This window comes from Microbacterium sp. NPDC087592 (assembly GCF_044743585.1).
GTDB lineage: Bacteria > Actinomycetota > Actinomycetes > Actinomycetales > Microbacteriaceae > Microbacterium.
Genome location: NZ_JBIUWT010000001.1, coordinates 1,862,101 through 1,882,224, shown reverse-complemented (window position 1 = coordinate 1,882,224; position 20,124 = coordinate 1,862,101). Strand labels below are relative to the sequence as shown.

The 20,124-nt window shown below is 69.7% G+C and carries 20 protein-coding genes; 12 read left to right on the top strand and 8 right to left on the bottom strand.

Translation table 11 applies throughout. From position 1 onward, the window contains the following. Nucleotides 1-2: 2 nt before the first annotated feature. The 3 genes from ACIOTO_RS08925 to ACIOTO_RS08915 form a co-directional block, all read right to left on the bottom strand. Nucleotides 3-674: a nucleotide exchange factor GrpE gene (locus ACIOTO_RS08925; protein WP_400857496.1), complete on the bottom strand. Its 672-nt coding sequence runs from the start codon at nucleotides 672-674 to the stop codon at nucleotides 3-5. Between the two features lie 2 nt (nucleotides 675-676). Further along, complete coding sequence (gene dnaK, locus ACIOTO_RS08920) at nucleotides 677-2,542, bottom strand: molecular chaperone DnaK (RefSeq protein WP_105711538.1); 1,866 nt, start codon at nucleotides 2,540-2,542, stop codon at nucleotides 677-679. Nucleotides 2,543-2,757: 215 nt separating this feature from the next. Beyond that, the gene (locus ACIOTO_RS08915; protein WP_400857493.1) at nucleotides 2,758-4,065 is read right to left on the bottom strand and encodes a DUF222 domain-containing protein; all 1,308 of its coding nucleotides are present in this window, start codon (nucleotides 4,063-4,065) and stop codon (nucleotides 2,758-2,760) included. Nucleotides 4,066-4,232: 167 nt separating this feature from the next. On the opposite strand from ACIOTO_RS08915, the gene ACIOTO_RS08910 reads away from it, so the two are divergent. Together ACIOTO_RS08910 and ACIOTO_RS08905 are read left to right on the top strand one after the other, a co-directional pair. Then, nucleotides 4,233-5,033, top strand: coding sequence for a MerR family transcriptional regulator (locus ACIOTO_RS08910; RefSeq protein ID WP_029261330.1), 801 nt, complete (start codon nucleotides 4,233-4,235; stop codon nucleotides 5,031-5,033). Nucleotides 5,034-5,052: 19 nt separating this feature from the next. Further along, nucleotides 5,053-5,724, top strand: a complete 672-nt coding sequence (locus ACIOTO_RS08905) for a hypothetical protein (RefSeq protein WP_029261329.1) — start codon at nucleotides 5,053-5,055, stop codon at nucleotides 5,722-5,724. 33 nt (nucleotides 5,725-5,757) lie between these two features. On the opposite strand, the gene ACIOTO_RS08900 is transcribed toward ACIOTO_RS08905, so the two are convergent. Continuing rightward, nucleotides 5,758-6,219, bottom strand: coding sequence for a DUF3817 domain-containing protein (locus ACIOTO_RS08900; RefSeq protein ID WP_400857491.1), 462 nt, complete (start codon nucleotides 6,217-6,219; stop codon nucleotides 5,758-5,760). A 154-nt stretch (nucleotides 6,220-6,373) separates the two neighbouring features. On the opposite strand from ACIOTO_RS08900, the gene ACIOTO_RS08895 reads away from it, so the two are divergent. Then, the gene (locus ACIOTO_RS08895; RefSeq protein WP_400857489.1) at nucleotides 6,374-7,291 is read left to right on the top strand and encodes a helix-turn-helix domain-containing protein; all 918 of its coding nucleotides are present in this window, start codon (nucleotides 6,374-6,376) and stop codon (nucleotides 7,289-7,291) included. Nucleotides 7,292-7,330: 39 nt separating this feature from the next. On the opposite strand, the gene ACIOTO_RS08890 is transcribed toward ACIOTO_RS08895, so the two are convergent. Next, complete coding sequence (locus tag ACIOTO_RS08890) at nucleotides 7,331-8,527, bottom strand: MFS transporter (protein WP_400857487.1); 1,197 nt, start codon at nucleotides 8,525-8,527, stop codon at nucleotides 7,331-7,333. Between the two features lie 117 nt (nucleotides 8,528-8,644). On the opposite strand from ACIOTO_RS08890, the gene ACIOTO_RS08885 reads away from it, so the two are divergent. From ACIOTO_RS08885 to ACIOTO_RS08865, 5 genes are all read left to right on the top strand, one after another. Beyond that, the gene (locus ACIOTO_RS08885; RefSeq protein ID WP_400857485.1) at nucleotides 8,645-9,745 is read left to right on the top strand and encodes a hypothetical protein; all 1,101 of its coding nucleotides are present in this window, start codon (nucleotides 8,645-8,647) and stop codon (nucleotides 9,743-9,745) included. Nucleotides 9,746-9,933: 188 nt separating this feature from the next. Next, the gene (locus ACIOTO_RS08880) at nucleotides 9,934-10,782 is read left to right on the top strand and encodes a serine protein kinase RIO (protein ID WP_400857483.1); all 849 of its coding nucleotides are present in this window, start codon (nucleotides 9,934-9,936) and stop codon (nucleotides 10,780-10,782) included. Nucleotides 10,783-10,836: 54 nt separating this feature from the next. Beyond that, nucleotides 10,837-11,355, top strand: coding sequence for a DUF3253 domain-containing protein (locus ACIOTO_RS08875; RefSeq protein WP_262001807.1), 519 nt, complete (start codon nucleotides 10,837-10,839; stop codon nucleotides 11,353-11,355). Nucleotides 11,356-11,433: 78 nt separating this feature from the next. Next, nucleotides 11,434-12,840 (top strand): MFS transporter, encoded by a 1,407-nt coding sequence (locus ACIOTO_RS08870; protein ID WP_400857482.1) that lies wholly within the window; start codon nucleotides 11,434-11,436, stop codon nucleotides 12,838-12,840. Nucleotides 12,841-12,875: 35 nt separating this feature from the next. Beyond that, the gene (locus ACIOTO_RS08865; protein ID WP_029261318.1) at nucleotides 12,876-13,793 is read left to right on the top strand and encodes a cation diffusion facilitator family transporter; all 918 of its coding nucleotides are present in this window, start codon (nucleotides 12,876-12,878) and stop codon (nucleotides 13,791-13,793) included. A 12-nt stretch (nucleotides 13,794-13,805) separates the two neighbouring features. On the opposite strand, the gene ACIOTO_RS08860 is transcribed toward ACIOTO_RS08865, so the two are convergent. Continuing rightward, on the bottom strand, nucleotides 13,806-14,396 hold the full coding sequence (locus ACIOTO_RS08860; protein ID WP_258134220.1) for a MarR family winged helix-turn-helix transcriptional regulator: 591 nt from the start codon (nucleotides 14,394-14,396) through the stop codon (nucleotides 13,806-13,808). A 103-nt stretch (nucleotides 14,397-14,499) separates the two neighbouring features. Here ACIOTO_RS08860 and ACIOTO_RS08855 point away from each other — a divergent pair, with 103 nt between their 5' ends. Continuing rightward, nucleotides 14,500-15,276 (top strand): hypothetical protein, encoded by a 777-nt coding sequence (locus ACIOTO_RS08855; RefSeq protein WP_400857481.1) that lies wholly within the window; start codon nucleotides 14,500-14,502, stop codon nucleotides 15,274-15,276. A gap of 70 nt (nucleotides 15,277-15,346) precedes the next feature. On the opposite strand, the gene ACIOTO_RS08850 is transcribed toward ACIOTO_RS08855, so the two are convergent. Then, nucleotides 15,347-16,690 (bottom strand): MFS transporter, encoded by a 1,344-nt coding sequence (locus ACIOTO_RS08850; RefSeq protein ID WP_400857480.1) that lies wholly within the window; start codon nucleotides 16,688-16,690, stop codon nucleotides 15,347-15,349. A gap of 88 nt (nucleotides 16,691-16,778) precedes the next feature. Between ACIOTO_RS08850 and ACIOTO_RS08845 the strand changes: the two genes are divergently transcribed. Next, the gene (locus tag ACIOTO_RS08845; RefSeq protein ID WP_029264465.1) at nucleotides 16,779-17,183 is read left to right on the top strand and encodes a helix-turn-helix domain-containing protein; all 405 of its coding nucleotides are present in this window, start codon (nucleotides 16,779-16,781) and stop codon (nucleotides 17,181-17,183) included. A 25-nt stretch (nucleotides 17,184-17,208) separates the two neighbouring features. Here ACIOTO_RS08845 and soxR read toward each other — a convergent pair whose 3' ends face one another. Next, nucleotides 17,209-17,649, bottom strand: a complete 441-nt coding sequence (gene soxR / locus ACIOTO_RS08840) for a redox-sensitive transcriptional activator SoxR (RefSeq protein WP_091031975.1) — start codon at nucleotides 17,647-17,649, stop codon at nucleotides 17,209-17,211. A gap of 115 nt (nucleotides 17,650-17,764) precedes the next feature. Here soxR and ACIOTO_RS08835 point away from each other — a divergent pair, with 115 nt between their 5' ends. After that, entirely contained in the window at nucleotides 17,765-19,204 is a 1,440-nt protein-coding gene (locus tag ACIOTO_RS08835) for an MFS transporter (RefSeq protein WP_400857479.1), read from the top strand. 18 nt (nucleotides 19,205-19,222) lie between these two features. Further along, complete coding sequence (locus ACIOTO_RS08830) at nucleotides 19,223-20,092, top strand: NAD(P)-dependent oxidoreductase (protein ID WP_400857478.1); 870 nt, start codon at nucleotides 19,223-19,225, stop codon at nucleotides 20,090-20,092. Nucleotides 20,093-20,124: the final 32 nt, after the last annotated feature.

The window sequence follows — 20,124 nt, the reverse complement described above, 5'->3', positions numbered from 1 at the left end:
ACCTACTCCGCAGGGACAGCGACGACGACCTTCGCGGGGCGCAGCTCGACGTCTCCGAGGCGGTAGCCCACCTCGACGACCTCGAGGATCGTGGTCTTCTCCACGCCGGGAGTCGGCTGCTGGAAGATGGCCTCGTGGCGCTGCGGGTCGAATTCCTCGCCCTTCTCGCCGTACGCGACCACTCCGAGTCGCTCCACGACCGTGCGCACCTTGTCGGCGATCACGGCGAACGGGGTGCCGTCGACGAGGTCGCCGTGCTGAGCGGCGCGATCGAGATCATCGAGCACGGGGACCAGGCCCTTGGCGGCCTCGCCCTTCGCCCGCTCGATCTCGACCTGGCGCTGCTCCTCGGTGCGGCGACGGTAGTTGGCGTATTCGGCCTGCAGGCGCTTGAGGTCGTTCAGCAGGGTCGACTCGAGGTCGGCGAGCACGGCGTCTTCTGCCGCGGCCTCGCCGGTCTGCGTCGCTCCGAGGATGTCGTCGACGGTGAGGTCGTCGGCAGGCTCAGGAGTCGCGGCGCCGTCGAGCGGGGTCTCGTCCGATCCCTCGGCGGCTGCTGCCTCGCGGGAGTCCGGGTGGTGCGGCGCGGGGCCGGACGCCTGAGCGTCCGACCCCTCGCTGCGACCTTCGGCGGACTCAGGAAACTGGTTCTCGTCGAAGTTCTTGTCCGTCATGATTACTTCTTCTCGTCCTCGTCGTCGACGACCTCTGCGTCGATGACGTCTTCCTCGGAGGAGGGAGCGTCACCGGCCGGGGCCTCGCCCTCAGCCGAAGCGCCGGCTGCGGCATCCGCCTGCGAGGAGGCGTAGATGGCCTCGCCGAGCTTGGACTGGGACTGGTTGAGCTTGTCGAACGCGGTCTTCACGGCCTCGTCGTCTTCGCCGGCCAGCGCCGTCTTGAGCGCGTCGACGTCGGCCTTGACCTCGGTCTTCACGTCTTCGGGCAGCTTGTCGTCGTTCTCGGTGATCAGCTTGTCGATCGAGTACGCGAGCGTCTCGGCCTGGTTGCGGACCTCGGCGGCCTCGCGGCGCGCCTTGTCCTCAGCCGCGTGCTCCTCGGCCTCGCGCACCATGCGCTCGATGTCTTCCTTCGACAGCGAGGAGCCGCCGGAGATGACGATCGACTTCTCGGTGCCGGTGCCCTTGTCCTTGGCGGACACGTGCACGATGCCGTTGGCGTCGATGTCGAAGGTGACCTCGATCTGCGGGATGCCACGGGGAGCCGGAGCGATACCCGTCAGCTCGAACGTGCCGAGCGGCTTGTTGTCGCGCGTGAAGTCACGCTCACCCTGGAAGACCTGGATCGCGACGGACGGCTGGTTGTCGTCTGCCGTGGTGAAGGTCTCGCTGCGCTTGGTCGGGATGGCCGTGTTGCGCTCGATGAGCTTGGTCATCATGCCGCCCTTGGTCTCGATACCGAGGCTCAGGGGCGTGACGTCGATGAGGAGGACGTCCTTGCGCTCGCCCTTGAGGACACCGGCCTGGAGCGCGGCGCCGACGGCGACGACCTCATCCGGGTTGACACCCTTGTTCGCGTCCTTGCCGGTCTCGCGCTTGACGAGCTCGGCGACCGCGGGCATACGCGTCGATCCACCGACGAGCACGATGTGGTCGATCTCGGAGACCTTGATGCCGGCTTCGCGGATGACATCCTCGAACGGCTTCTTGGTGCGGTCGAGCAGGTCCTTCGTGAGGTCCTCGAACTTCGCGCGGGTGATGGTCTCGGAAAGCGACACCGGGCCGGACTCCGTCAGCGACAGGTACGGCAGGTTGATGCTCGTCGAGGTCGAGGAGGAGAGCTCCTTCTTCGCCTGCTCGGCAGCTTCCTTGAGACGCTGCAGGGCGATCTTGTCACCCGAGACGTCGACGCCCGTGGTCTCCTTGAACTGCTTGATCAGGTAGTCGACGAGACGCTGGTCCCAGTCGTCTCCACCGAGACGGTTGTCACCGGCGGTCGAGCGCACCTGGATCGTGGAGAAGTCGTCGTCCTTGCCCACCTCGAGCAGCGACACGTCGAAGGTTCCGCCACCCAGGTCGAAGACCAGGATGAGTTCGTCTTCCTTGCCCTTGTCGAGGCCGTAGGCCAGAGCGGCCGCGGTCGGCTCGTTGATGATGCGCAGGACGTTGAGGCCCGAGATCTCGCCGGCCTCCTTGGTGGCCTGACGCTCGGCGTCGTTGAAGTACGCGGGGACCGTGATGACCGCGTCGGTCACCGTGTCACCCAGGTACGACTCGGCGTCGCGCTTGAGCTTCATGAGGATGCGCGCGGAGATCTCCTGCGGCGTCCACTTCTTGCCGTCGACGTCGAAGCTCCAGTCGGTGCCCATGTGGCGCTTGACGGAAGCGATCGTCCGGTCGACGTTGGTGACGGCCTGGCGCTTCGCGGTCTCACCGACGAGCACCTCCCCGTCTTTGGTGAAGGCCACGACCGAGGGGGTCGTGCGGAAGCCCTCGGCGTTGGCGATGACCTTGGGCTCGCCACCCTCGAGGACGCTGACGACGGAGTTGGTGGTTCCGAGGTCGATACCGACAGCACGTGCCATGTGTTCTCTCCTTTGTTGGAAGTTTCGTTGAACTGGATGTTCGTTGTGGTGCGGAAATCTGCGGCGATCAGGGAAACCTGAGTCGCGATGGCTCAACTGTACGCTCGAGCATCGACCGTGTCAAATCAACTTGATACGAGTCGACTCAACTTTACGGAACACGCGTCGGGGAGCCCGCTGCGCACCGCCTCGAGTCGACGCTTCGGGGCCTGCGATCAGAAGGGCGCCGGGGCGTGCTCCTCCACGAAGGTGACCGTGTTCTGGGGCTGCGGTCGATCGACGTAGACCCTGCCCGTCGGACTCGTCCAGGCATAGGCGCCATCGCCGAGCACTTCGACGACCCACGGCGAATGGTGTTTGAGCACGTGATGGCGGCGGCAGAGGTGGCCCAGATTTCTCGCGACGGTCGGCCCGCCGCGGGCGGCATCGTGATGATGGTCGATATCGCAGTCGCGGGCCGCATACCCGCAGGCGGGGAATCGGCAGCGTTGATCCCGTGCGCGCAGATGCCGTTTCAGATCCGAGCCGGGCCGATAGCGGTCGACCGCGAGGAGCGCCCCCGTGATCGGGTGGGTGAGGATCCGATCCCACCCGGACGCCGCTCCCGCGAGAGCTTTCGCCGTGCCGGCGTCGATCGGTGTACGCCCGTCGAGTTCGGCCGGAGTAGTACCGTGCCCCATCAGAGTCGTGACCGGAACGGTGACCGAGACCGATCCGCAGATCGCGGCAAGGAGGCCATCGGGGGTGTCGTGCCCCGCCGGAGCGCCGGTGAGCAGCAGGTCGAGCGCGAGATCGGCGCGGAGTTGCGCGACCGTGCGCTGATCGACGTCCTCCCGCTCCGGCGATTCGGGCTCGTGCGATGGCGCTTGCGCCTCACCCTGCTCCTGCACGCCCTGCGCCATCTGCGTCAGTCGCTCGAATGCGCCGTGCACGAGCGCGGCGGGGCCGAGCAGCCCGAGCTGGGACATGCCGTCGCCGACGTCTTTCACCCACACCGACCTCTTCTCCCGCGCATCCTTGTGCCGCTCGTCGACCGACCGGGACTGGAACCGCTCCGCGACGCGCCGACCATGCCGCGACACCCGGTTCGGCGATTCCGATTCGGCGAACGGCACCATCTCGGCGGAGTATGCGTCGCGATCGGCCGCGTCTTCCAGATACTCTGCCGCATCGCAGATCGCCCGCGCATGTGCGGCACTGATGCGCCCGGCCCCCTGAGCCGCCCACACCAGCGGGAAGCGCTCCACCCGCCACACCGCCTCCGACATCCGCGCCTGCACCGTGCGGTCGCTCACCCGGAGCGCCGCCGCCATCTCTGCCGCGACCGTGCGGGTGGTCAGATCGCCGAAATCCGGATGCTCCGCCTCGTCGGCAACCTGCAGCGCCAGCCGGGAACCGACCGCGAGCACGCCGTCACGCGCGGCCTGCAGACTGCTGATCGTGCGCTCCAACCCGACGAGCATGTCGGTGAGCTCGGCGAGCGTCGCCATCTGCTCGACCGTCGCATCCACCAGTGCTGCCATATCTCGAGTCAATCAGGGGCCACCGACATTCAAAGGGCCAGATCAGGCCCACAAAACGAAATACCGATATGCGGTCACGGGGGTCCCGCACACCGCCGCGAAATCGATCGACACATCCCGGACGCGATACTTGACCCTGACACTGTGGCAGACGGGAGAACAGAGACATGTTGTCCATCGGAGCGTTCGCGCAGATCGGCCAGGTGACCCACCGCATGCTGCGGCATTGGGACACGGCCGGCCTGCTCGTCCCCGCCCACGTGGACGAGTTCAGCGGCTACCGCTCCTACGACCCCTCGCAACTGGATCGTCTGCATCGGATCGTCGCCCTGCGTCAGCTGGGCTTCGGGCTCGATGACATCTCGTCGATCCTCGACCGAGGTGTCGACGCCGACCGCATCGCTTCCCTGCTGCGGATCCGCCGCGCGGAGGTCGAGCTGGAGCACCGGGTCGCCGCAGAGAGACTCGTCGACGTGGAACGGCGCCTCCACCTCATCGAGAAAGAGAACCACATGTCCCCGATCGAGATCGTCGACAAGCCCCTCCCGGCCGTCCGCCTCGCCGCCATCCGCACCGTCGTCGCCGATCAGTCGTCCGTCGCCGCCGTCGTGGGCCCGTCGTTCGACGCCGTGGCGGCGATCATCGGCGACGAGCACTCGCTCTCCACTCCGATCGCCCAGTACGAGACGCTCGACGACGGCCTGCAGGTCATCGTCGGGTACACGTACTCCGGCCCCGCCCGCGACGGGTTCGAGATCATCGAACTCCCGGCCGCGAACGAAGCGGTGTGCGGCATCCACCTCGGGTCGATGGACCGCATCGCCGAGAGCTGGCACGGCATCCACACCGAGATCTTCGCCCGCGGTCTGGTGCACGACGGGCCGTGCCGAGAGCTCTACGTCCGCGCCGTGTCGGACGACCAGTCGGACTGGGTCACCGAGCTGCAGCAGCCCGTCCGACGCGCCTGAAGTGGCTAGGCTGACGGGCATGATGTGGACCGCCTCCGCCACCCGCCGCCTCGGCACCGCCGCCGCCATCGTGACGCTCGCGATCCTGCCCCTGAGCGGATGCCTGTACGCGCAGATCCCCGCAGCAGATCCCTCTGCGGCGCCGTCGCCCGGCACGGAGACCGACGGGACGGACGCCCCGGAAGGCGGCACCCCCGGCACGACGCTGACCTTCGAGGAGGGCCTCGACCTCGATCCCGACACCTACATCGAGTGGGGCGACGGATTCATCGCCGACGAGCAGTGGGAGACGATCTCGCCCGACGACGGCAACGGCGGCTGGACGTACGGCACGGCAGACGGCACCTGCACGGTGCGGTTCTGGCAGGGCCACATGACCGATGTGCCCGTCGTCGACGGCGATGACAGCGCGTCGTCCGATGCGATCCTCGGCGTGCTGCTGGAGACCCCGACGGCCGACATCACCCCCGTCGCCACCACCGGCGAGTTCAGCTACATGGCGGGCGGCAACGGCGGCGTCGAGATGCGTCAGGTCAGCGCGGTGGAGGGTTCTCGGTCGTGGCTCATGGCCGCCCGCGCGTTCACGCAGACCGGAGTCGGTCTCTACACGATCGTGGACTGCATGGCCAACGACGCGGAGAAGATCATGGACGCCGTCACCGACGCGAACGCGGTCGTCGTCACGCCCTGATCGCCACGCCGACCGGGCTCACTCCGGGGCGGCTCACTTGCCGCCGGGAGGGCCGACCAGCAGCAGGATGACGTACAGCGCCACGATGCCGACGGCCAGCAGCAGCGCCAGCACCCACGGCCGCCGCAGGAACCACCGCATCAGGCGGTCGTACCAGCGACGATCCCGCGGGTCGTCCGTGGCCTCGAGGCGCCAGGCACCGTCGAGGCGCCCGGTGCGGTGCAGCCAGATCTCCATCGGGATCGTCGCGTACGGGATCACGGCGCTGACCACCGCGAGCACACCGACGCCGGGGTGCCAGCGCTGGTTCAGCGCGACCAGGATCGCCGTCGCCGCATAGGCGAGGAACACGAATCCGTGGATACCGCCGCCCACGGTCACCACGACCCCGGGGGCGCCGACGGCACGGGCGATGATCGCGGCGATCAGGATCGTCCAGGTGATCGCCTCCGCGATCGCGAGAACACGGAACAGGCGGTCGGGGGTGCGGAACACGGAACTCCTCGGGTGGGGGTCCTCCCACCGTATCCGGCCGTCATCGCCGTCGAATCAACCGAATGGTTGAGAACGTCGGAGCGATGCGACCTGTTTCGCGCCTCGAAGAAGTCGGATGCGGAATAGCGGACGCGACGGAGGCGTTGCCGAAGGCATGGTGACAGTGGACGCAGACGCGATCTCGCAGGTGCTCGGCGCCGTCGACCTCCGCGTCGGCGTCGGCCGTCGGATGCCACTCGCCTCCGGCACACTGCTGCCGATCCCGACCGGCGCCATCACCCTCGTGTACATCGTCGAAGGCGGCGTGCACGGGCATCCGCCGCTCGGCGACGGCTGCCGCCTCGACGTCGACCGGGACTCGCACCGCCTCATGGTCGACCCGAGCAGCCGCCGCGACGTGCTCGTCGCGGGCGATGCCTTCCTCACACTCGGCCGCACACCGTTCGCGCTCGAGGCCCAGGGCGACACGAGCCTCATGATCGCCGAGATCGTGCTCGCGGATGCGGCTTCGCCGCTGCCCGCCCTGCTTCCGCCCTTCCTCACCGTCACCGGTTTCGACGACATCGAGCCGGCCGCCGCCGCCCTGGCCCTGAACATGGGCCTCGTCGATCACACCGTGCTCCCGGCCCGTCAGGGCGACCCGGTCATCTGCCGCATGATGGCGACGACCGTGCTGCTGTCGGTCATCCGCGCCTGGGCGGCGAACGGCTGCGCACCGGCGGGCTGGCCGTCGCTGTCGAACGACCCGTTCCTCGACCGCGTCGTCGACGCCATCCATGAGGAGCCCGGCCGCGACTGGACGGTCGAACGCCTCGCGAGCATCGGCGCCATGTCACGCTCGACCTTCGCGGAGCGATTCCGCAACGCGGTCGGCCGCTCCCCCGCGGACTACGTCACCGAGGTGCGCGTGGACGCGGCCAAGCGGATGCTCGAGGCCGGACGCAGTGTCTCGGAGATCTCCCGCGAGCTGGGCTACGCCTCGGACGAGGGGTTCAGCCGGGCGTTCCGCCGCCGCACCGGGCTGACCCCCACGTCGTGGCGGATGGCCAACCGGATCCCCGTCTCCGCCTGACGCCGTCCCGCCCGTCCCCACCCGTCACGGGCACCCTCGTCAGGCGCGGCTGCTGACCCGGTTGGACACCCCGAAGAGCACGGCACCGGCGAGCAGCGCGGCCGCACCGAGCACGTAGACCAGCTCGACGTTCAGGGTGTCGACGAGGAGCCCGCCGACGCCGGCCGCGAGGGTGATCGCCCCCTGGAAGCCCACGACCACGAGGCTGCCGCCGGCTTCGAGCCGATCCGGCATCCGGTGTCCGACCCAGGTGTTCGCGACGATCAGCCAGGACGAGAAGAAGAAGCCCCAGACCACCACCACGATGCCCACACCCAGGAACGACCCGGAGAACAGGATCATCGAGATCACGGACACGGCGATCACCAGCGGCGCGAACACGGCGAAGAAGGCGAACGTGCGGTCGATGACGAGTCCGATCGTGATGTTGCCGAGGAGGCCGCCGACGCCGAACAACGCGAGCAGCACCACGATCGTCGAGGCGTCGACGTCGGGGATGCGCTCCAGCGCGAGACGCACGTACGTGTAGGCGAGGAAGTGCCCGAGAACCACGAGCACGTGCCCGACCATGCCGAGTCCGATGCCCGGCCGGCGCAGCGTGTCGACCAGCAGGCGCAGGCTCGACGCGCGCTCGGCCGGAACCGACGGCAGTGTGAATCGCAGGACGACCGCGAGCACCACCATCAGCCCTCCGGCGATGGCGAAGACCATCCGCCAGTCGACGAGCTCACTCAGCATCACGCCCAGCGGCACGCCGGCCACGGTCGCCAGCGAGACACCGGCGGAGGTGAACATGACGCCGCGACCGAGGTTCGCAGGCCCCGCGAGGCGGGCGGCGACCGTGATCGACATCGCCCAGAACGCGCTGATCGCGGCGCCCAGAAGGAAGCGCGCCAGCAGCACGATGATCAGATTCGGCGAGATCGCCACGATGAGATTCGACACCGCCGCGGCGAGCGCCATCCACACCAGCAGCGACCGGCGGTCGAGACGCGGGAAGATGAGCCCGATCGTCGGCGCGACGACGAGGCCGACGAGTGCCGTGACCGTCACGGTCTGCCCGGCCTGACCGGGGGTCACGCCGAGACCGTCGGCCATCTCCGTCAGCACGCCGTTGGGGAGGAACTCCGCCGTGACCAGCAGGAAGCCCATCAGCATCAGCACGATCAGTCCGCCGTAGCGGATGCGGGTGACGGCCGAGGCCGGCACGGTGGGGACGGGCGCTGTGATGGTCATGGTTCCACGCTCGCAGCATCCGGATGCCGTCGCCCGATCAGGCGTCCGCCGCTACCGACCGATCGTCCGACGACATCGGCACACCGATCTCCCAGCCGGAGCCTGAAGAGTGTGGGGATGCAGGATCGGGGAGCGGCACGGCGGCGGATGCTGCGCGGTAGTGCGGTCATCGCAGCGATCATGTTCATCTCCGGGTGCACGCCGCCCGCGCCCGGTCCGGACGACTGGGCCCTGGAGCCGATCTCATTCCAGAACTCTTTCGTCGGTTCCGGACCGGAGGCGACTCCGGCCGGTCCGCCGACCGACCTGACGTACGGGATGCACGTGCTGTCGTCCGACGGGGCGGGCGGGTTCTGGACCGCGTCTTCCGGGTCCTGGCTGCACGTCGGGGCCGATGGCGAGACGCTCGCCAGGTTCGACACCGAGCCCGGCGGCCCGCTCTCGAAGATCGGGGCGATGGCACCTCTGTCGCCGACCGAACTCGTCGTGGTGCAGGGCGACCGGGCCCACGTGATGCCGATGCTCTCGGTGTTCGACACCACGACCATGACGCTGCGAGACCTGCCGGGCGACGCCATGGGCGACGAGGGCGACCTCGACTTCGGGGACTTCGAGTTCGGTGACGTCGCGGTGCACGATGGCGGCGCGATCGTCGTGCGCTACCAACCGCGTCCTCCCGACGACTACCTCGACTTCGAGGTGCTGCGCGTCGACCTCGACAGTGGTGCCAGGACCCTGCTGCACAGCGGCCCGGTCGAGCTCGACGATGCGCCCGGCGCTCGACCCGGTGTCCCGCCGATCGGCATCGATGTCGATGACGCTGGGCGCATGTATCTCGCGACCCCGACCGCACGGATCGTGCTCACAGCCGACGGCACGGAGCTGAGCCGCGAACCGCAGGTCGCGGACCACCCGCTCGTCGCCGTCGCTCCCGACGGCACCGCCCTGTGGTGGGGCGGAGAGCCGGAGCAGAGCGACGCGCAGGGCGTGCTCGTCGGCGGCTCGTCCGAAGCGCGACAGGCGATCGAGCCCCGCATGCACTGCGCGGAGACCTCGAGCAGCGACGCCCTCCGCCTCAGCGACGCCGGCGGACAGCATCCGCTGCCGTTCCTGTGCGGCGCGAACGCCGCCGCATGGACGGACGGGTCCTGGGTGGTCGCGACCGGCGGCGAGGGCGACGGCGTGCTCGTGCGGGTCACGCCGCCCACCGGGAGCTGACCCGCACCCTGGACACGCCCGCCGCCGGCGCCCTATGCTCGACGACGCACCGGGAAGCACCCGGGAAGCTCGAGCGGAAGGAGCCGAAGATATGAACACGGTCTTTGTCGCGCTCACCGCCGACCACCTTCCCTTCGAGGCCACCCGCTCCTGACACTGGCGTGGCCTCCTGCTCCCGGAGCCACACCTTGTCTGATCACTTCACTTCCTCATTCGACTCCCTCGAAACCGAACTCTCCTTCGCCGACGTCGATCCCGGCGAGGGGCAGCGCTGGTCCACCTGGCCCGCGATCACCCCGTCCGAGCGCGGCCCCCAGCCGTGGCCCGCGTGGGTGGTCACCTCGGCGGGCGCACTCGACACCGAACGCGGCATCCTCAAGACCGGCAAGGAGGCCGACGTGTTCCTGCTCGAACGCGCGGTGCCGGACGACCCGAGCCAGCGCACGCTGCTCGCGGCGAAGCGCTACCGCAGCGCCGAGCACCGCAGCTTCCACCGCTCGTCCGTCTACACCGAGGGCCGCAGCACCCGGAACACCCGCGACACCCGCGCCCTCGCGAGGAAGTCGGATCACGGCCGCGAGGTCGCCGCGGCGCAGTGGTCGTTCGCCGAGTTCGAGGCGCTGTGCCGGATGTGGGAGCTCGGCGCACCCGTGCCCTACCCGGTGCAGGTCAACGGCACCGAGCTGCTGATGGAGTTCCTCGGCGACGCCGACGGCACCGCCGCGCCCCGACTCGCCCAGGTGCGCAGCGACCGCGCGGAGCTGCAGGAGTACTACGCCCAGGTGGTCGATCTGATGCGCATCTTCGCCGCGGCCGGCTTCGCCCACGGCGACCTGTCGGCGTACAACCTGCTCGTGCACGAGGGGCGAGTGCGGGTGATCGACCTGCCGCAGATCGTCGACATCATCGCGAACCCGCAGGGGCTCGATCTGCTGCACCGCGACTGCGTGAACATCTGCGACTGGTTCACCCGGCACCGCGTCGAGTGCGACGCCGAGGAGCTGTTCGCCGAGATGCTCGCCGCGTCGTACGCGTGAGCGTCGCTCGTCAAGGGTCTGGAGCGGTCGCTGCGGGCCCGAGACACTGTCGGCATGGCGGAGCACGAGCGGGACGCGGCGCACGAGCGGGACGACGGCCCGGAGCGCACCCCCGACGGCCACCACATCATCGTGAACGGACGGCGGTGGCGCGCATCCGATCCGTCGATCCCCGATGCGCTGCGCCAGGAGCTGGTCGACGAGCTGATGGCGGCCCGGCGCGCGGTGAAGGCGTCGGAGCCCGACGCCCGGCGCCGGGTGCAGGACGCCAAGAACGCACTCGGCGAACGAGGCGCCCCCTGGTGGGAGGCGCGCTCCGGCGACGCCTTCGACGAACGCATCGCCGCGGCGATCCGAGCGCTCACCCGCAAGCGGTCGGACTCCTCGATCTGCCCCAGCGACGTCGCGCGCGCGGTCGGCGGCGAGGGCTGGCGCGCGCGCATGGACGACGTCCGACGCGTCGCGGCGGAACTCGCCGCCCGCGACGAGATCGTGGTGACGCAGAAGGGCGAGCGCGTGCGCATCGACGAGACCCGCGGCCCGATCCGCATCCGGCGCGGCCCTGCGCTCTGACCCGTTCGAGGATCACGCACGATCCGGCGTACGGCGCGCCGTCACCGGGCGTTCACCGGGGGCCGCCAGACTTCCCCCATGAGCGAACCCGAATCTCGCCAGGGCGTCCCCGAGCCCGTGGCGACCGCCAACAGCGGCGCCGTGGCCGTCGTCGGACTCGACCTGCGCGGCGAGACGCCGGCCCCCAAGAAGCAGGTGTACTCCTGGGCGCTGTGGGACTGGGCGACGCAGCCCTTCAACACCGTCATCCTCACGTTCGTGTTCACGGCGCTGTACCTCGTCGGGGAGGGATTCCTCCCCGCGGACGTGGCAGCCCTCGACAAGAACGATCAGGTGCGACTGGCCGCCGAGGCGGACCTCGCCTCCGGGCTGGGGCTGGGCTCGACCATCGCCGCGTTCGGCATCCTGCTGCTCGCTCCGGTGCTCGGCCAGCGGGCGGATGCCGCCGGGCGCCAGAAGCTCTGGCTCGGGATCGGCACCGGAGCCCTGATCCTGTGCATGCTGGGCCTGTGGTTCGTCGAACCGACGCCGAGCCTGTTCTGGCTGGGCGTCGCCCTGATCTCGGCCGCGACCGTGTTCCAGGAGATCGCCGCGGTGAACTCCAACGCGATGCTCATCGGCATCGCGAACCCGAAGAACGTCGGACGCATCTCGGGCCTCGGGTGGGGCTTCGGCTACCTCGGCGGCATCATCGCCCTCGTGATCGTGGTCGTGCTCGACACCTTCGACTGGTTCGGCATGTCGACCGACAACGGCCTCGCCTATCGACTGATCGCCGTGGGATGCGCCGTATGGGCGATCATCTTCAGCATCCCGATCTTCCTCAACGTGCCGGAGCCGTCGCTCGGCCGCCCGGAGCGCAAGGTCGGTTTCTTCGCCTCCTACCCGCTGCTGGTGAAGGACGTCGCCGGGCTGTACCGCAACGAGGAGACCCGGCCCACCTTCTGGTACCTGCTGGCGAGCGCCGTCTTCCGCGACGGGCTGGGCGGCGTGTTCGCCTTCGGAGCGATCATCGGCACGGCCGTGTTCCACTTCAAGGCGCAGGACATCATCATCTTCGGCATCGTCGCGAACCTGATCGCCGGCGTCTCCACGATCGCCGCCGGCCGGCTCGACGACCGCCTCGGCCCGAAGCGGATCATCCTCGCCTCGATCGGCTCGATGATCGTCGCCGGTCTCGCGGTCTTCTTCCTGCGGGACGCCGGGTCGATGGTCTTCTGGATCGGCGGCCTCGTCCTGTGCGCGTTCGTCGGACCGGCGCAGGCGGCGGCACGCTCGTTCCTCGCCCGGGTCACCCCCGCCGGCCGCGAGGGCGAGATCTTCGGTCTCTACGCCACGACCGGTCGCGCCGCGAGCTGGATGGCCTCCGGCGCCTGGACGCTCCTGATCGTGCTGACGAGTCAGACCGCCTACGGCATCCTGGGCATCGTGATCGTCCTGATCGCCGGCTTCCTCCTGCTGCTCCCGGTGAAGGCGCCGCGCTGAGTCGTGCACACCCGCGGCGGGAGTAGCCTGACCGCGTGACCGTGATCCTCGCCTTCCTCGCCAACATCCTCGTCGCAGTGGCGAAGACGATCGCGGCGATCATCACCTCATCGGCATCGATGGTCGCCGAGGCGGCGCACTCGTGGGCGGATGCCGGCAACGAGGTGTTCCTCCTCATCGCCGACCGCCGCGGCGCGAAGACCAAGGATGCGCGGCACCCCCTCGGCTACGGACGCAACGCCTTCGTGTGGTCGCTCATCGCCGCGTTCGGGATCTTCACGGCCGGATCCATCGTGTCGATCATGCACGGCATCCAGGAGCTGTCCGACACCGGCCCCGTGGAGAGCCCGATGGTGGCGTACATCGTGCTCGGCGTCTCGTTCGTGCTGGAGGGCGCGTCGTTCACGCAGGCGATGGTGAAGTCCCGGCGCCTGGCGAAGGAGCGCGGATCGTCGACCTGGGACTTCGTGCTGGAGACGAGCGACACCACGCTGCGGGCCGTGTTCTTCGAGGACTCCGCCGCGCTCATCGGCTTGGCGATCGCAGCCGGCGCCATCGCGATGCATCAGATCACCGGCGTGGCCGCGTGGGATGCGATCGGCTCGATCCTCGTCGGAGTGCTGCTCGGCGTGGTAGCGATCATCCTGATCCGGCGGAACATCGCGTTCCTGGTCGGCGCCACGGCGGCGCCGAAGCTGCGGGCCCGCGTCGGCACCGCGCTGCTGGGGCTGGACGACATCGAGCGCGTCACCTACCTGCACATCGAGTACGTCGGGCCGAACCGGCTGTTCATCGTGGCCGAGATCGATCTGGCCGGCGATGCCCGCGAGCACGATGTGGCCCGCCGGCTGCGCGACGTCGAACGGCGGATCGAAGCACATGAGGCCGTCGAGACGGTCGTGCTGTCGCTGTCGGTCGACGACGAGCCGTCGCTCGAGTTCGCGCGCGGCTAGGGCGCAGCCGGTTCAGCGCTGCCAGTTGTCGGCGAGCTTGTTCAGCAGCCGGGCGAGCTCGACCCGCTCGTCGTCGGTGAAGGAAGCGAGCGCGGTCGTGAGCATCTCGCGACGCTCCCCGCGCATGCCGCGGGCGAGCCTGCGACCCTCGTCGGTGAGGGCGATACGGGTGCGTCGCGCATCGTCGGGATCGGCCTCGCGGCGCACGAAGCCGTGATCGACGGCCTGTTGCACGAGCCGTGAGGCGCGCGGCTGATCGACGCCGATCGCGATGCCGAGATCGCTGACGCTGAGCGGAGCGGATGCCGCCGCCAGCGCCTCGAGCAGGCGCATGCGAGCGGGTCCGCCGAGACGTCCCGACGGGTCGGCCATCCAGGGCGGCATGCCGGGGTGTCCGCGGTGGTGGTCGAAGTGGTCGCGAGCGTCGTCGTCATGCGGACCGCCGTGCCAGCCGTGCGGGCCGCCGTGACCCCGACCGCGCTCGGACGGGCCACGACCGCCGGGGCCCCGGTCGCCGGGGCGACGCCCGCGCAGTCGGGACAGCGCCTGCGCGATGGCTTCGGCGGGATCCTGCGCGGCGGGGTCGTGCGGTTCGGTGGTCACCGTTCGATTTTACATGCGACTTGACATGCATTGGGACTCCATGTCACACTACATGTACATGCACTGTGACATTCACATGCACACTGACAACTAAGGACTTCCCATGAACACCTCTGAATCACAGAACCCCGAGAACACCACCCGCCCCTTCGGCTACTGGCTGAAGGCCGCCGACCGCCTGATGGCGGCCGAGTTCGCCGCCGCCTTCGACGGCGAGCACGCCAGCCGCCGCGACTGGCGGATCCTCAACATCGTCGACGGCACCGTCACGACGGACCGCCCGCTGAACGAGCACAAGCTGCACCGACTCGTCGAGCGCGGCTGGGTCGCCCCCGAGGGCGACGGCTGGACGCTCACCGACGAGGGCCGTGCGGCGAAGGATCGCCTCGGCACCATCGTCGACGGCATCCGCGCGAAGGTGTCGAGCGCCGTCTCCGACGAGGAGATGGCCACCACGCTCGCTTCGCTCGAGAAGATCGCTCGCGCCTTCGGATGGGACGAGGAGACCCCTCTTCCCCGCGGCCGTCGGCACGGTTTCGGCGGTCCCCGCCACGGACGCGGATTCCCGCGCGGCTTCGGGCGTCCGTTCGGCCGCGGCTTCGGCCACGGCTCCGCGCACGGCCCCGGTCCGGATGCGGAGCACGGCTTCGGTCCGGATCGGGACGCTGAGCACGGCTGCCGCCACGGCGAAGCAGTTGCCGGACACCACGGTCACGGCCGCGGGCACGGACACCCCGGGCACGGCGACCACGGTCACGACGACCGGGGCCACGGACACCACGGCCACCGCGGACACGGTCCGCACCGTGCCGAGCGCATCGCTCAGCACGCCTTCGAGCGCGGCTTCGACGCGGGCTTCACCCGCGGTCGCGACGCCTGACCTGCCGTCACCCATCACGAAGCGCCCCACCCGACAACCGGGTGGGGCGTTTCTCGCTGTCAGCGGCAGATCAACGCACGCCGCGGCGTGCCAGCGGCACCAGCGCAGCAGCTGTGACCACGACGGCCGCCACGAGCACCGCCGCCACGAAACCGCCCGTCACCAGCACGGCGGCGATGGTGCCGAACACCGCGATGCCGAGCCCGCCGCCGAGCGCGAACCCCACCTCCTGGATCGCGCCGACCTGGCCGGCCTGATCCTCGGTCGTCACCTCGAACAGCGCCGTCGCGGCGAGCGTCGCGCCGACGCCGAACCCGAGCCCGACGAGCACGAGCGGGATCGCCACGATCGCGGGGTCGAGTGCGAGCCAGACGTGCCCGACGGCCTGCAGCATCAGCGCCAGGACGGTGAGGGCGTTCGCCGACAGCCAGCGCAGCGCCACGGGCGCCACGACACCGCCGATCGCGATCGCCACCGCCTGCGGCAGCAGGGCGATGCCCGCCTCGGCCGCGCTCTGCCCGCGCGAGTCCTGCAGATGCAGGCTCACCAGGAGCACCGAGGCCGACGACACTCCACTGCTCACGATGATGCGGATGATCGCGGGGCTGAATCCCGACACCCGGAACAGCCGCATGTCGATGAGCGGATCACGGAGTCGTCGCTGCCGGCGCACGAAGAACACCAGGCTCAGGATCGCGATCACCGCGGCGACCACCGCCGACATCGGCGCCGCGAGGGCCTCATGCAGCGCGAAGACGAGCGCACCGAGCGCGACGATCGACGACAGGATGCTGGGGAGGTCCCAGGACGGGCGCTGCGAGCTGCGCGAGTCGGGCACGAGCCACAGAGCCAGCGCCGCGGCGACCACCGCGAGCGGAACACTGCCGAGCAGCAGCCAGCGCCATCCAGGACCCTCGGCCAGCACTCCGCCGAGCACGGGCCCGAGCGCGCTGCCCGTGCCGAAGGTCGCCGTCCACAGGCCGTAGGCGAGCACGCGTTCGCGCGCCTGGAACTTGGCGCCGATCGTCGCGACCACGCCCGCGATGACGAAGGCCTCGGCGACACCGAGCAGCGCCCGCACGACGATGAGCAGCAGGCCGCTGCTGGCGAGCCCGCCGATCACGTTGAGGACGGCGAACCCGGCCAGGCCGATCAGGATGATGGTCTTGCGCCCGAACGCATCACCGATCCGCGCGGCGACGATCAGCGTCGCGGCCAACGACAGCGCGTATACGTCGACGAGCCAGAGGCCCTCGGTGTCGGTCAGGTCCAGCTCGCCGCGGATCGCGGGAAGGGCGGTCGAGACGCTGCTGATCGCGAGGGCGCCGATGAGCACCCCGAGGAGGAGGGGGACCATCGCGAACCAGAGGCGAAGGGAGGAGCGAGTGCCGTCGAGAGTGGGGGTGTTGGTCACGGTCTCAGTCTGTAAAGTACAGACAGAAGCCACAAGTACGGTCATTTCTGATACGTACTGACACTTTGGATACCAAGGGGGCCGTGCCGTGCGGGAGAAGACCGAGCGGATCATCCGCGACTGGACCGAGACCTGCGACGCCGAGGTGTCGATCGCGGTACTCGGTGGCGCCTGGAAGCCCAGCATCCTGACCCTGCTCGGCGAGCACGAGGTGCTGCGCTTCGGCGAGCTCGGACGCCTGCTCGAGAACCCGACCGCGCGCGTGCTCACCCGTCAGCTGCGCGAGCTCGAGGAAGACGGCCTCATCACCCGCACCGTGTACCGCGAGGTGCCACCCAAGGTCGAGTACCGGCTCAGCGACCTCGGCGCGAGCTCCGGTCAACTGCTCACGGAGCTGACCCGCTGGGGCACGCTCTACGCCGGTCGGCAGCGGGCCGCCGAGACAGCAGACGCGCCCTCCGCACCGGAAGCCCTGCCAGCAGCGACCTCCTGAGACTCGCGCACGCGGACCACGCATGTCAGATGCGGCGCGGTCCCGGCCCGTCGGTGCCGAGCGCGTCCTCGGGGTTCAGCAGACGGCACGCCTTCATCGACAGGCAGCCGCAGCCGATGCATCCGGTGAGTTCGCGCCGCAGGTGCTCGAGCTGCGTGCGGCGGAGGTCGAGCTGCTCCCGCCACAGCTTCGCCACCCGCTGCCAGTCGTGCTGCGAGGGCGGCTCATCCGTCGGCAGGCTCTCGAACACCTCGTGCACGTCGGTGAGGGGGATGCCGAGGCGCTTGGCGACCACGATCAGTGAGATCCGCCGCAGCATGTGCCGCCGGTAACGGCGCTGATTGCCCGCGGTGCGTGTGGACACGATGAGGCCGAGCTGCTCGTAGAAGTGCAACGCCGTCGCCGGCACGCCGCTGCGGCGGACGACCTCGCCGATCGGCAGCAGATCATCGGGTTCCAAAGACATCCGCACCCCCCTCTTGACCTCGAGTTTACTCGAGGTATTAGCGTGACGATCGGTCGCCGAGGAACGGCGCCACCGGGCGGATGACCGCCTGCTCCGACGTCACGAAGGGCACCCCATGACGCACACCCCCGAGCGCACCGCCACCGCGGGGAGCTGGCGCGAACTCCTCGGCAGCCGCTACGCCCCGATCGCCTCGGTCCTCGCGGGAGGCGTGCTGCTCGAGGCGAGCAACGTGTATCTCACCACCAGCCTGCTCCCCACGATCGTCGGCGACATCGGCGGCGCGGAGTTCTACGCGTGGACGATGATGACCTTCCTCCTGGCATCGGTCGTCAGCTCGATGATGGTGAGCCGGATCCTCACGCAGCAGGGCGCCGTGCGCGCCTACCTGCTCGCGCTCGGCCTGTTCGCGCTCGGCTCACTGCTGTGCGCGGCGAGCCCGTGGATGTGGGCGCTGCTCTCCGGCCGCGCCGTGCAGGGCCTCGGCGGCGGACTGCTCGCCGGCCTCGGCTACGCGCTCATCCAGCGCGCCCTTCCCGAGCGGCTCTGGGCGCGCGGTGCGGCACTCGTCTCGGCGATGTGGGGCGTCGGCAACATCGTCGGCCCGGTCGTGGGCGGCGTGTTCGCGCAGCTGGACGCCTGGCGGGTGACGTTCGTCGGCCTCGCCGTCGTCTCCGCGCTGATCGGCATCGTCGTGGTGCGCGCCCTGCCGAGGACCGCCCGAGCCCGCTCGAGCGAATCGGTGCCGTGGGGGTCCCTCGTGCTCCTCTCCGGCGGCGTCGCCGCGGTGGGCATCGCGAGCGTCGTCCCCAGCGGTCTCGGCACCGGGGTCGCCATCGTGGTGGGCGTCGTCCTGGGCGCATGGTTCCTGCGCCACGAGCGCCGCGGGCGCACCGGCATCCTCCCCCGCATCACGTTCGCCCCCGGCTCCTCGCTGGGCTGGGTCTACGTCACGGTCGCGGTCCTGGCCTTCGCGATCGGCACCGAGGCGTTCATCCCGCTCTTCGGCCAGGAGATCGGTGGACTGATGCCGTTCGTCGCCGGCCTGCTCGGTGCCGCCCTGTCCCTCGGCTGGTCGATCACCCAGGTGTTCACGGCCAACGCCACCGGCATCCGCTCGCGCCGCGTGCTCATCACCCTCGGCCCCGTCGTCGTCGCCGCCGGCCTCGCCGCGTACGGTCTGCTCCAGCATGAGGGCCCCTCCACCGTCGTGATCGCACTCTGGTTCGCGACACTGTTCCTCGCCGGCGCCGGCATCGGCCTCGGGTTCCCGCACCTGACCGTGGCCGCGCTCGGCAGCACGTCGGGCGAAGAGGAAGGCGCCAAGGCGGCCGCAGCGGTGAACACGGTCTTCATCATCGCGAGCGCGTTCAGCTCGGCGATGGCCGGAGTCCTCGTCAACCTCGCGATGCCGGACGTCGTGGATGCCGCCCGCCTGCTGATGCTCGTGTTCGCGGGCGTCACCGTTCTCGGCGCCTTCGTCGCGCGCGGCGCGAGCTGGGGCATCGGAATCACCCGCGACGACGAGCAGCCCACCGCTACGGCGTCCGACTGATCGAAAGGAAACCTCACCATGGAAACGAAAACCCGGGTCACCGTGATCGGCCTCGGCGAGATGGGCTCCGCGATCGCGAAGGCCCTCCTCGACCGCGGTCACTCCACGACCGTCTGGAACCGCTCCGCGAGCAAGGCCGAACCGCTGGCCGCGGCCGGCGCCGAGGTCGCCCCGACGGCAGCGGATGCCGTGGCGGCGAGCCCGCTCGTCATCGTCTGCCTGCTCGACAGCGGCGCGGTGGATGCGGTCGTCGGAACACTCGACGCGGCGGTGGAGGGAAAAGTCATCGTGAACGTCACCAGCGGCTCCCCCGCGCAAGCACGGAGCAACGCGGAATGGGCCCGCACGCGCGGCGCGACGTACGTGGACGGGGGGATCATGGGAGACCCGTCGCTTGTCGGTGGGCCGAACTTCCTGTTGTCGTTCAGCGGCGATCGCGACGGCTTCGACGCTCACCACGAGGTGTTGGAAGACCTCGGCACCCTCACCTACTACGGCGAGGATGCGGGGCTCGCTGCCGTCGAGTTCCTGGCCCAGGTGGCGGTCGGCTACGAGTTCCTCCTCGGCCTGCTGCACACGTTCGCGCTCGTGAAGGCGGAGGGCGCCGACGTCGAGGGGTTCGCCGACCGCGTCGCCGGGTCGGTCGGCGGCTACGTGCCGCTGGTGCAGGCCTTCGGCACCGCCGTCGCGAGTGGAGAGTACGGGCCCGACCTCGGTTCGCTCACCGTGCAGGCCGCACTGATGGACGACCTGATCAGCCACCGCGAGTCCCTCGGCGTCGACACCCTGCGCATGCGCGAGGTCAAGCGGCTGATGGATCGACGGATCGCAGACGGCCACGGCGACCAGGGATTCTCGAGCCTGTTCGAGGTACTCAGCCGCGCGTGAGCGAAATCACCCACTTCACACACCAACGAAAT

What these genes read in the sequence shown, in the direction of transcription:
- ACIOTO_RS08885 (WP_400857485.1), top strand. Translation starts at nt 8,645, where the DNA reads ATGCAGGATCGGGGAGCGGCACGGCGGCGGATGCTGCGCGGTAGTGCG.
- ACIOTO_RS08835 (WP_400857479.1), top strand. Translation starts at nt 17,765, where the DNA reads ATGACGCACACCCCCGAGCGCACCGCCACCGCGGGGAGCTGGCGCGAA.
- ACIOTO_RS08895 (WP_400857489.1), top strand. Translation starts at nt 6,374, where the DNA reads ATGGTGACAGTGGACGCAGACGCGATCTCGCAGGTGCTCGGCGCCGTC.
- ACIOTO_RS08915 (WP_400857493.1), bottom strand. Translation starts at nt 4,065, where the DNA reads ATGGCAGCACTGGTGGATGCGACGGTCGAGCAGATGGCGACGCTCGCC.
- ACIOTO_RS08875 (WP_262001807.1), top strand. Translation starts at nt 10,837, where the DNA reads ATGGCGGAGCACGAGCGGGACGCGGCGCACGAGCGGGACGACGGCCCG.
- dnaK (WP_105711538.1), bottom strand. Translation starts at nt 2,542, where the DNA reads ATGGCACGTGCTGTCGGTATCGACCTCGGAACCACCAACTCCGTCGTC.
- ACIOTO_RS08855 (WP_400857481.1), top strand. Translation starts at nt 14,500, where the DNA reads ATGAACACCTCTGAATCACAGAACCCCGAGAACACCACCCGCCCCTTC.
- ACIOTO_RS08925 (WP_400857496.1), bottom strand. Translation starts at nt 674, where the DNA reads ATGACGGACAAGAACTTCGACGAGAACCAGTTTCCTGAGTCCGCCGAA.
- ACIOTO_RS08870 (WP_400857482.1), top strand. Translation starts at nt 11,434, where the DNA reads ATGAGCGAACCCGAATCTCGCCAGGGCGTCCCCGAGCCCGTGGCGACC.
- soxR (WP_091031975.1), bottom strand. Translation starts at nt 17,649, where the DNA reads ATGTCTTTGGAACCCGATGATCTGCTGCCGATCGGCGAGGTCGTCCGC.
- ACIOTO_RS08830 (WP_400857478.1), top strand. Translation starts at nt 19,223, where the DNA reads ATGGAAACGAAAACCCGGGTCACCGTGATCGGCCTCGGCGAGATGGGC.
- ACIOTO_RS08890 (WP_400857487.1), bottom strand. Translation starts at nt 8,527, where the DNA reads ATGACCATCACAGCGCCCGTCCCCACCGTGCCGGCCTCGGCCGTCACC.
- ACIOTO_RS08910 (WP_029261330.1), top strand. Translation starts at nt 4,233, where the DNA reads ATGTTGTCCATCGGAGCGTTCGCGCAGATCGGCCAGGTGACCCACCGC.
- ACIOTO_RS08905 (WP_029261329.1), top strand. Translation starts at nt 5,053, where the DNA reads ATGATGTGGACCGCCTCCGCCACCCGCCGCCTCGGCACCGCCGCCGCC.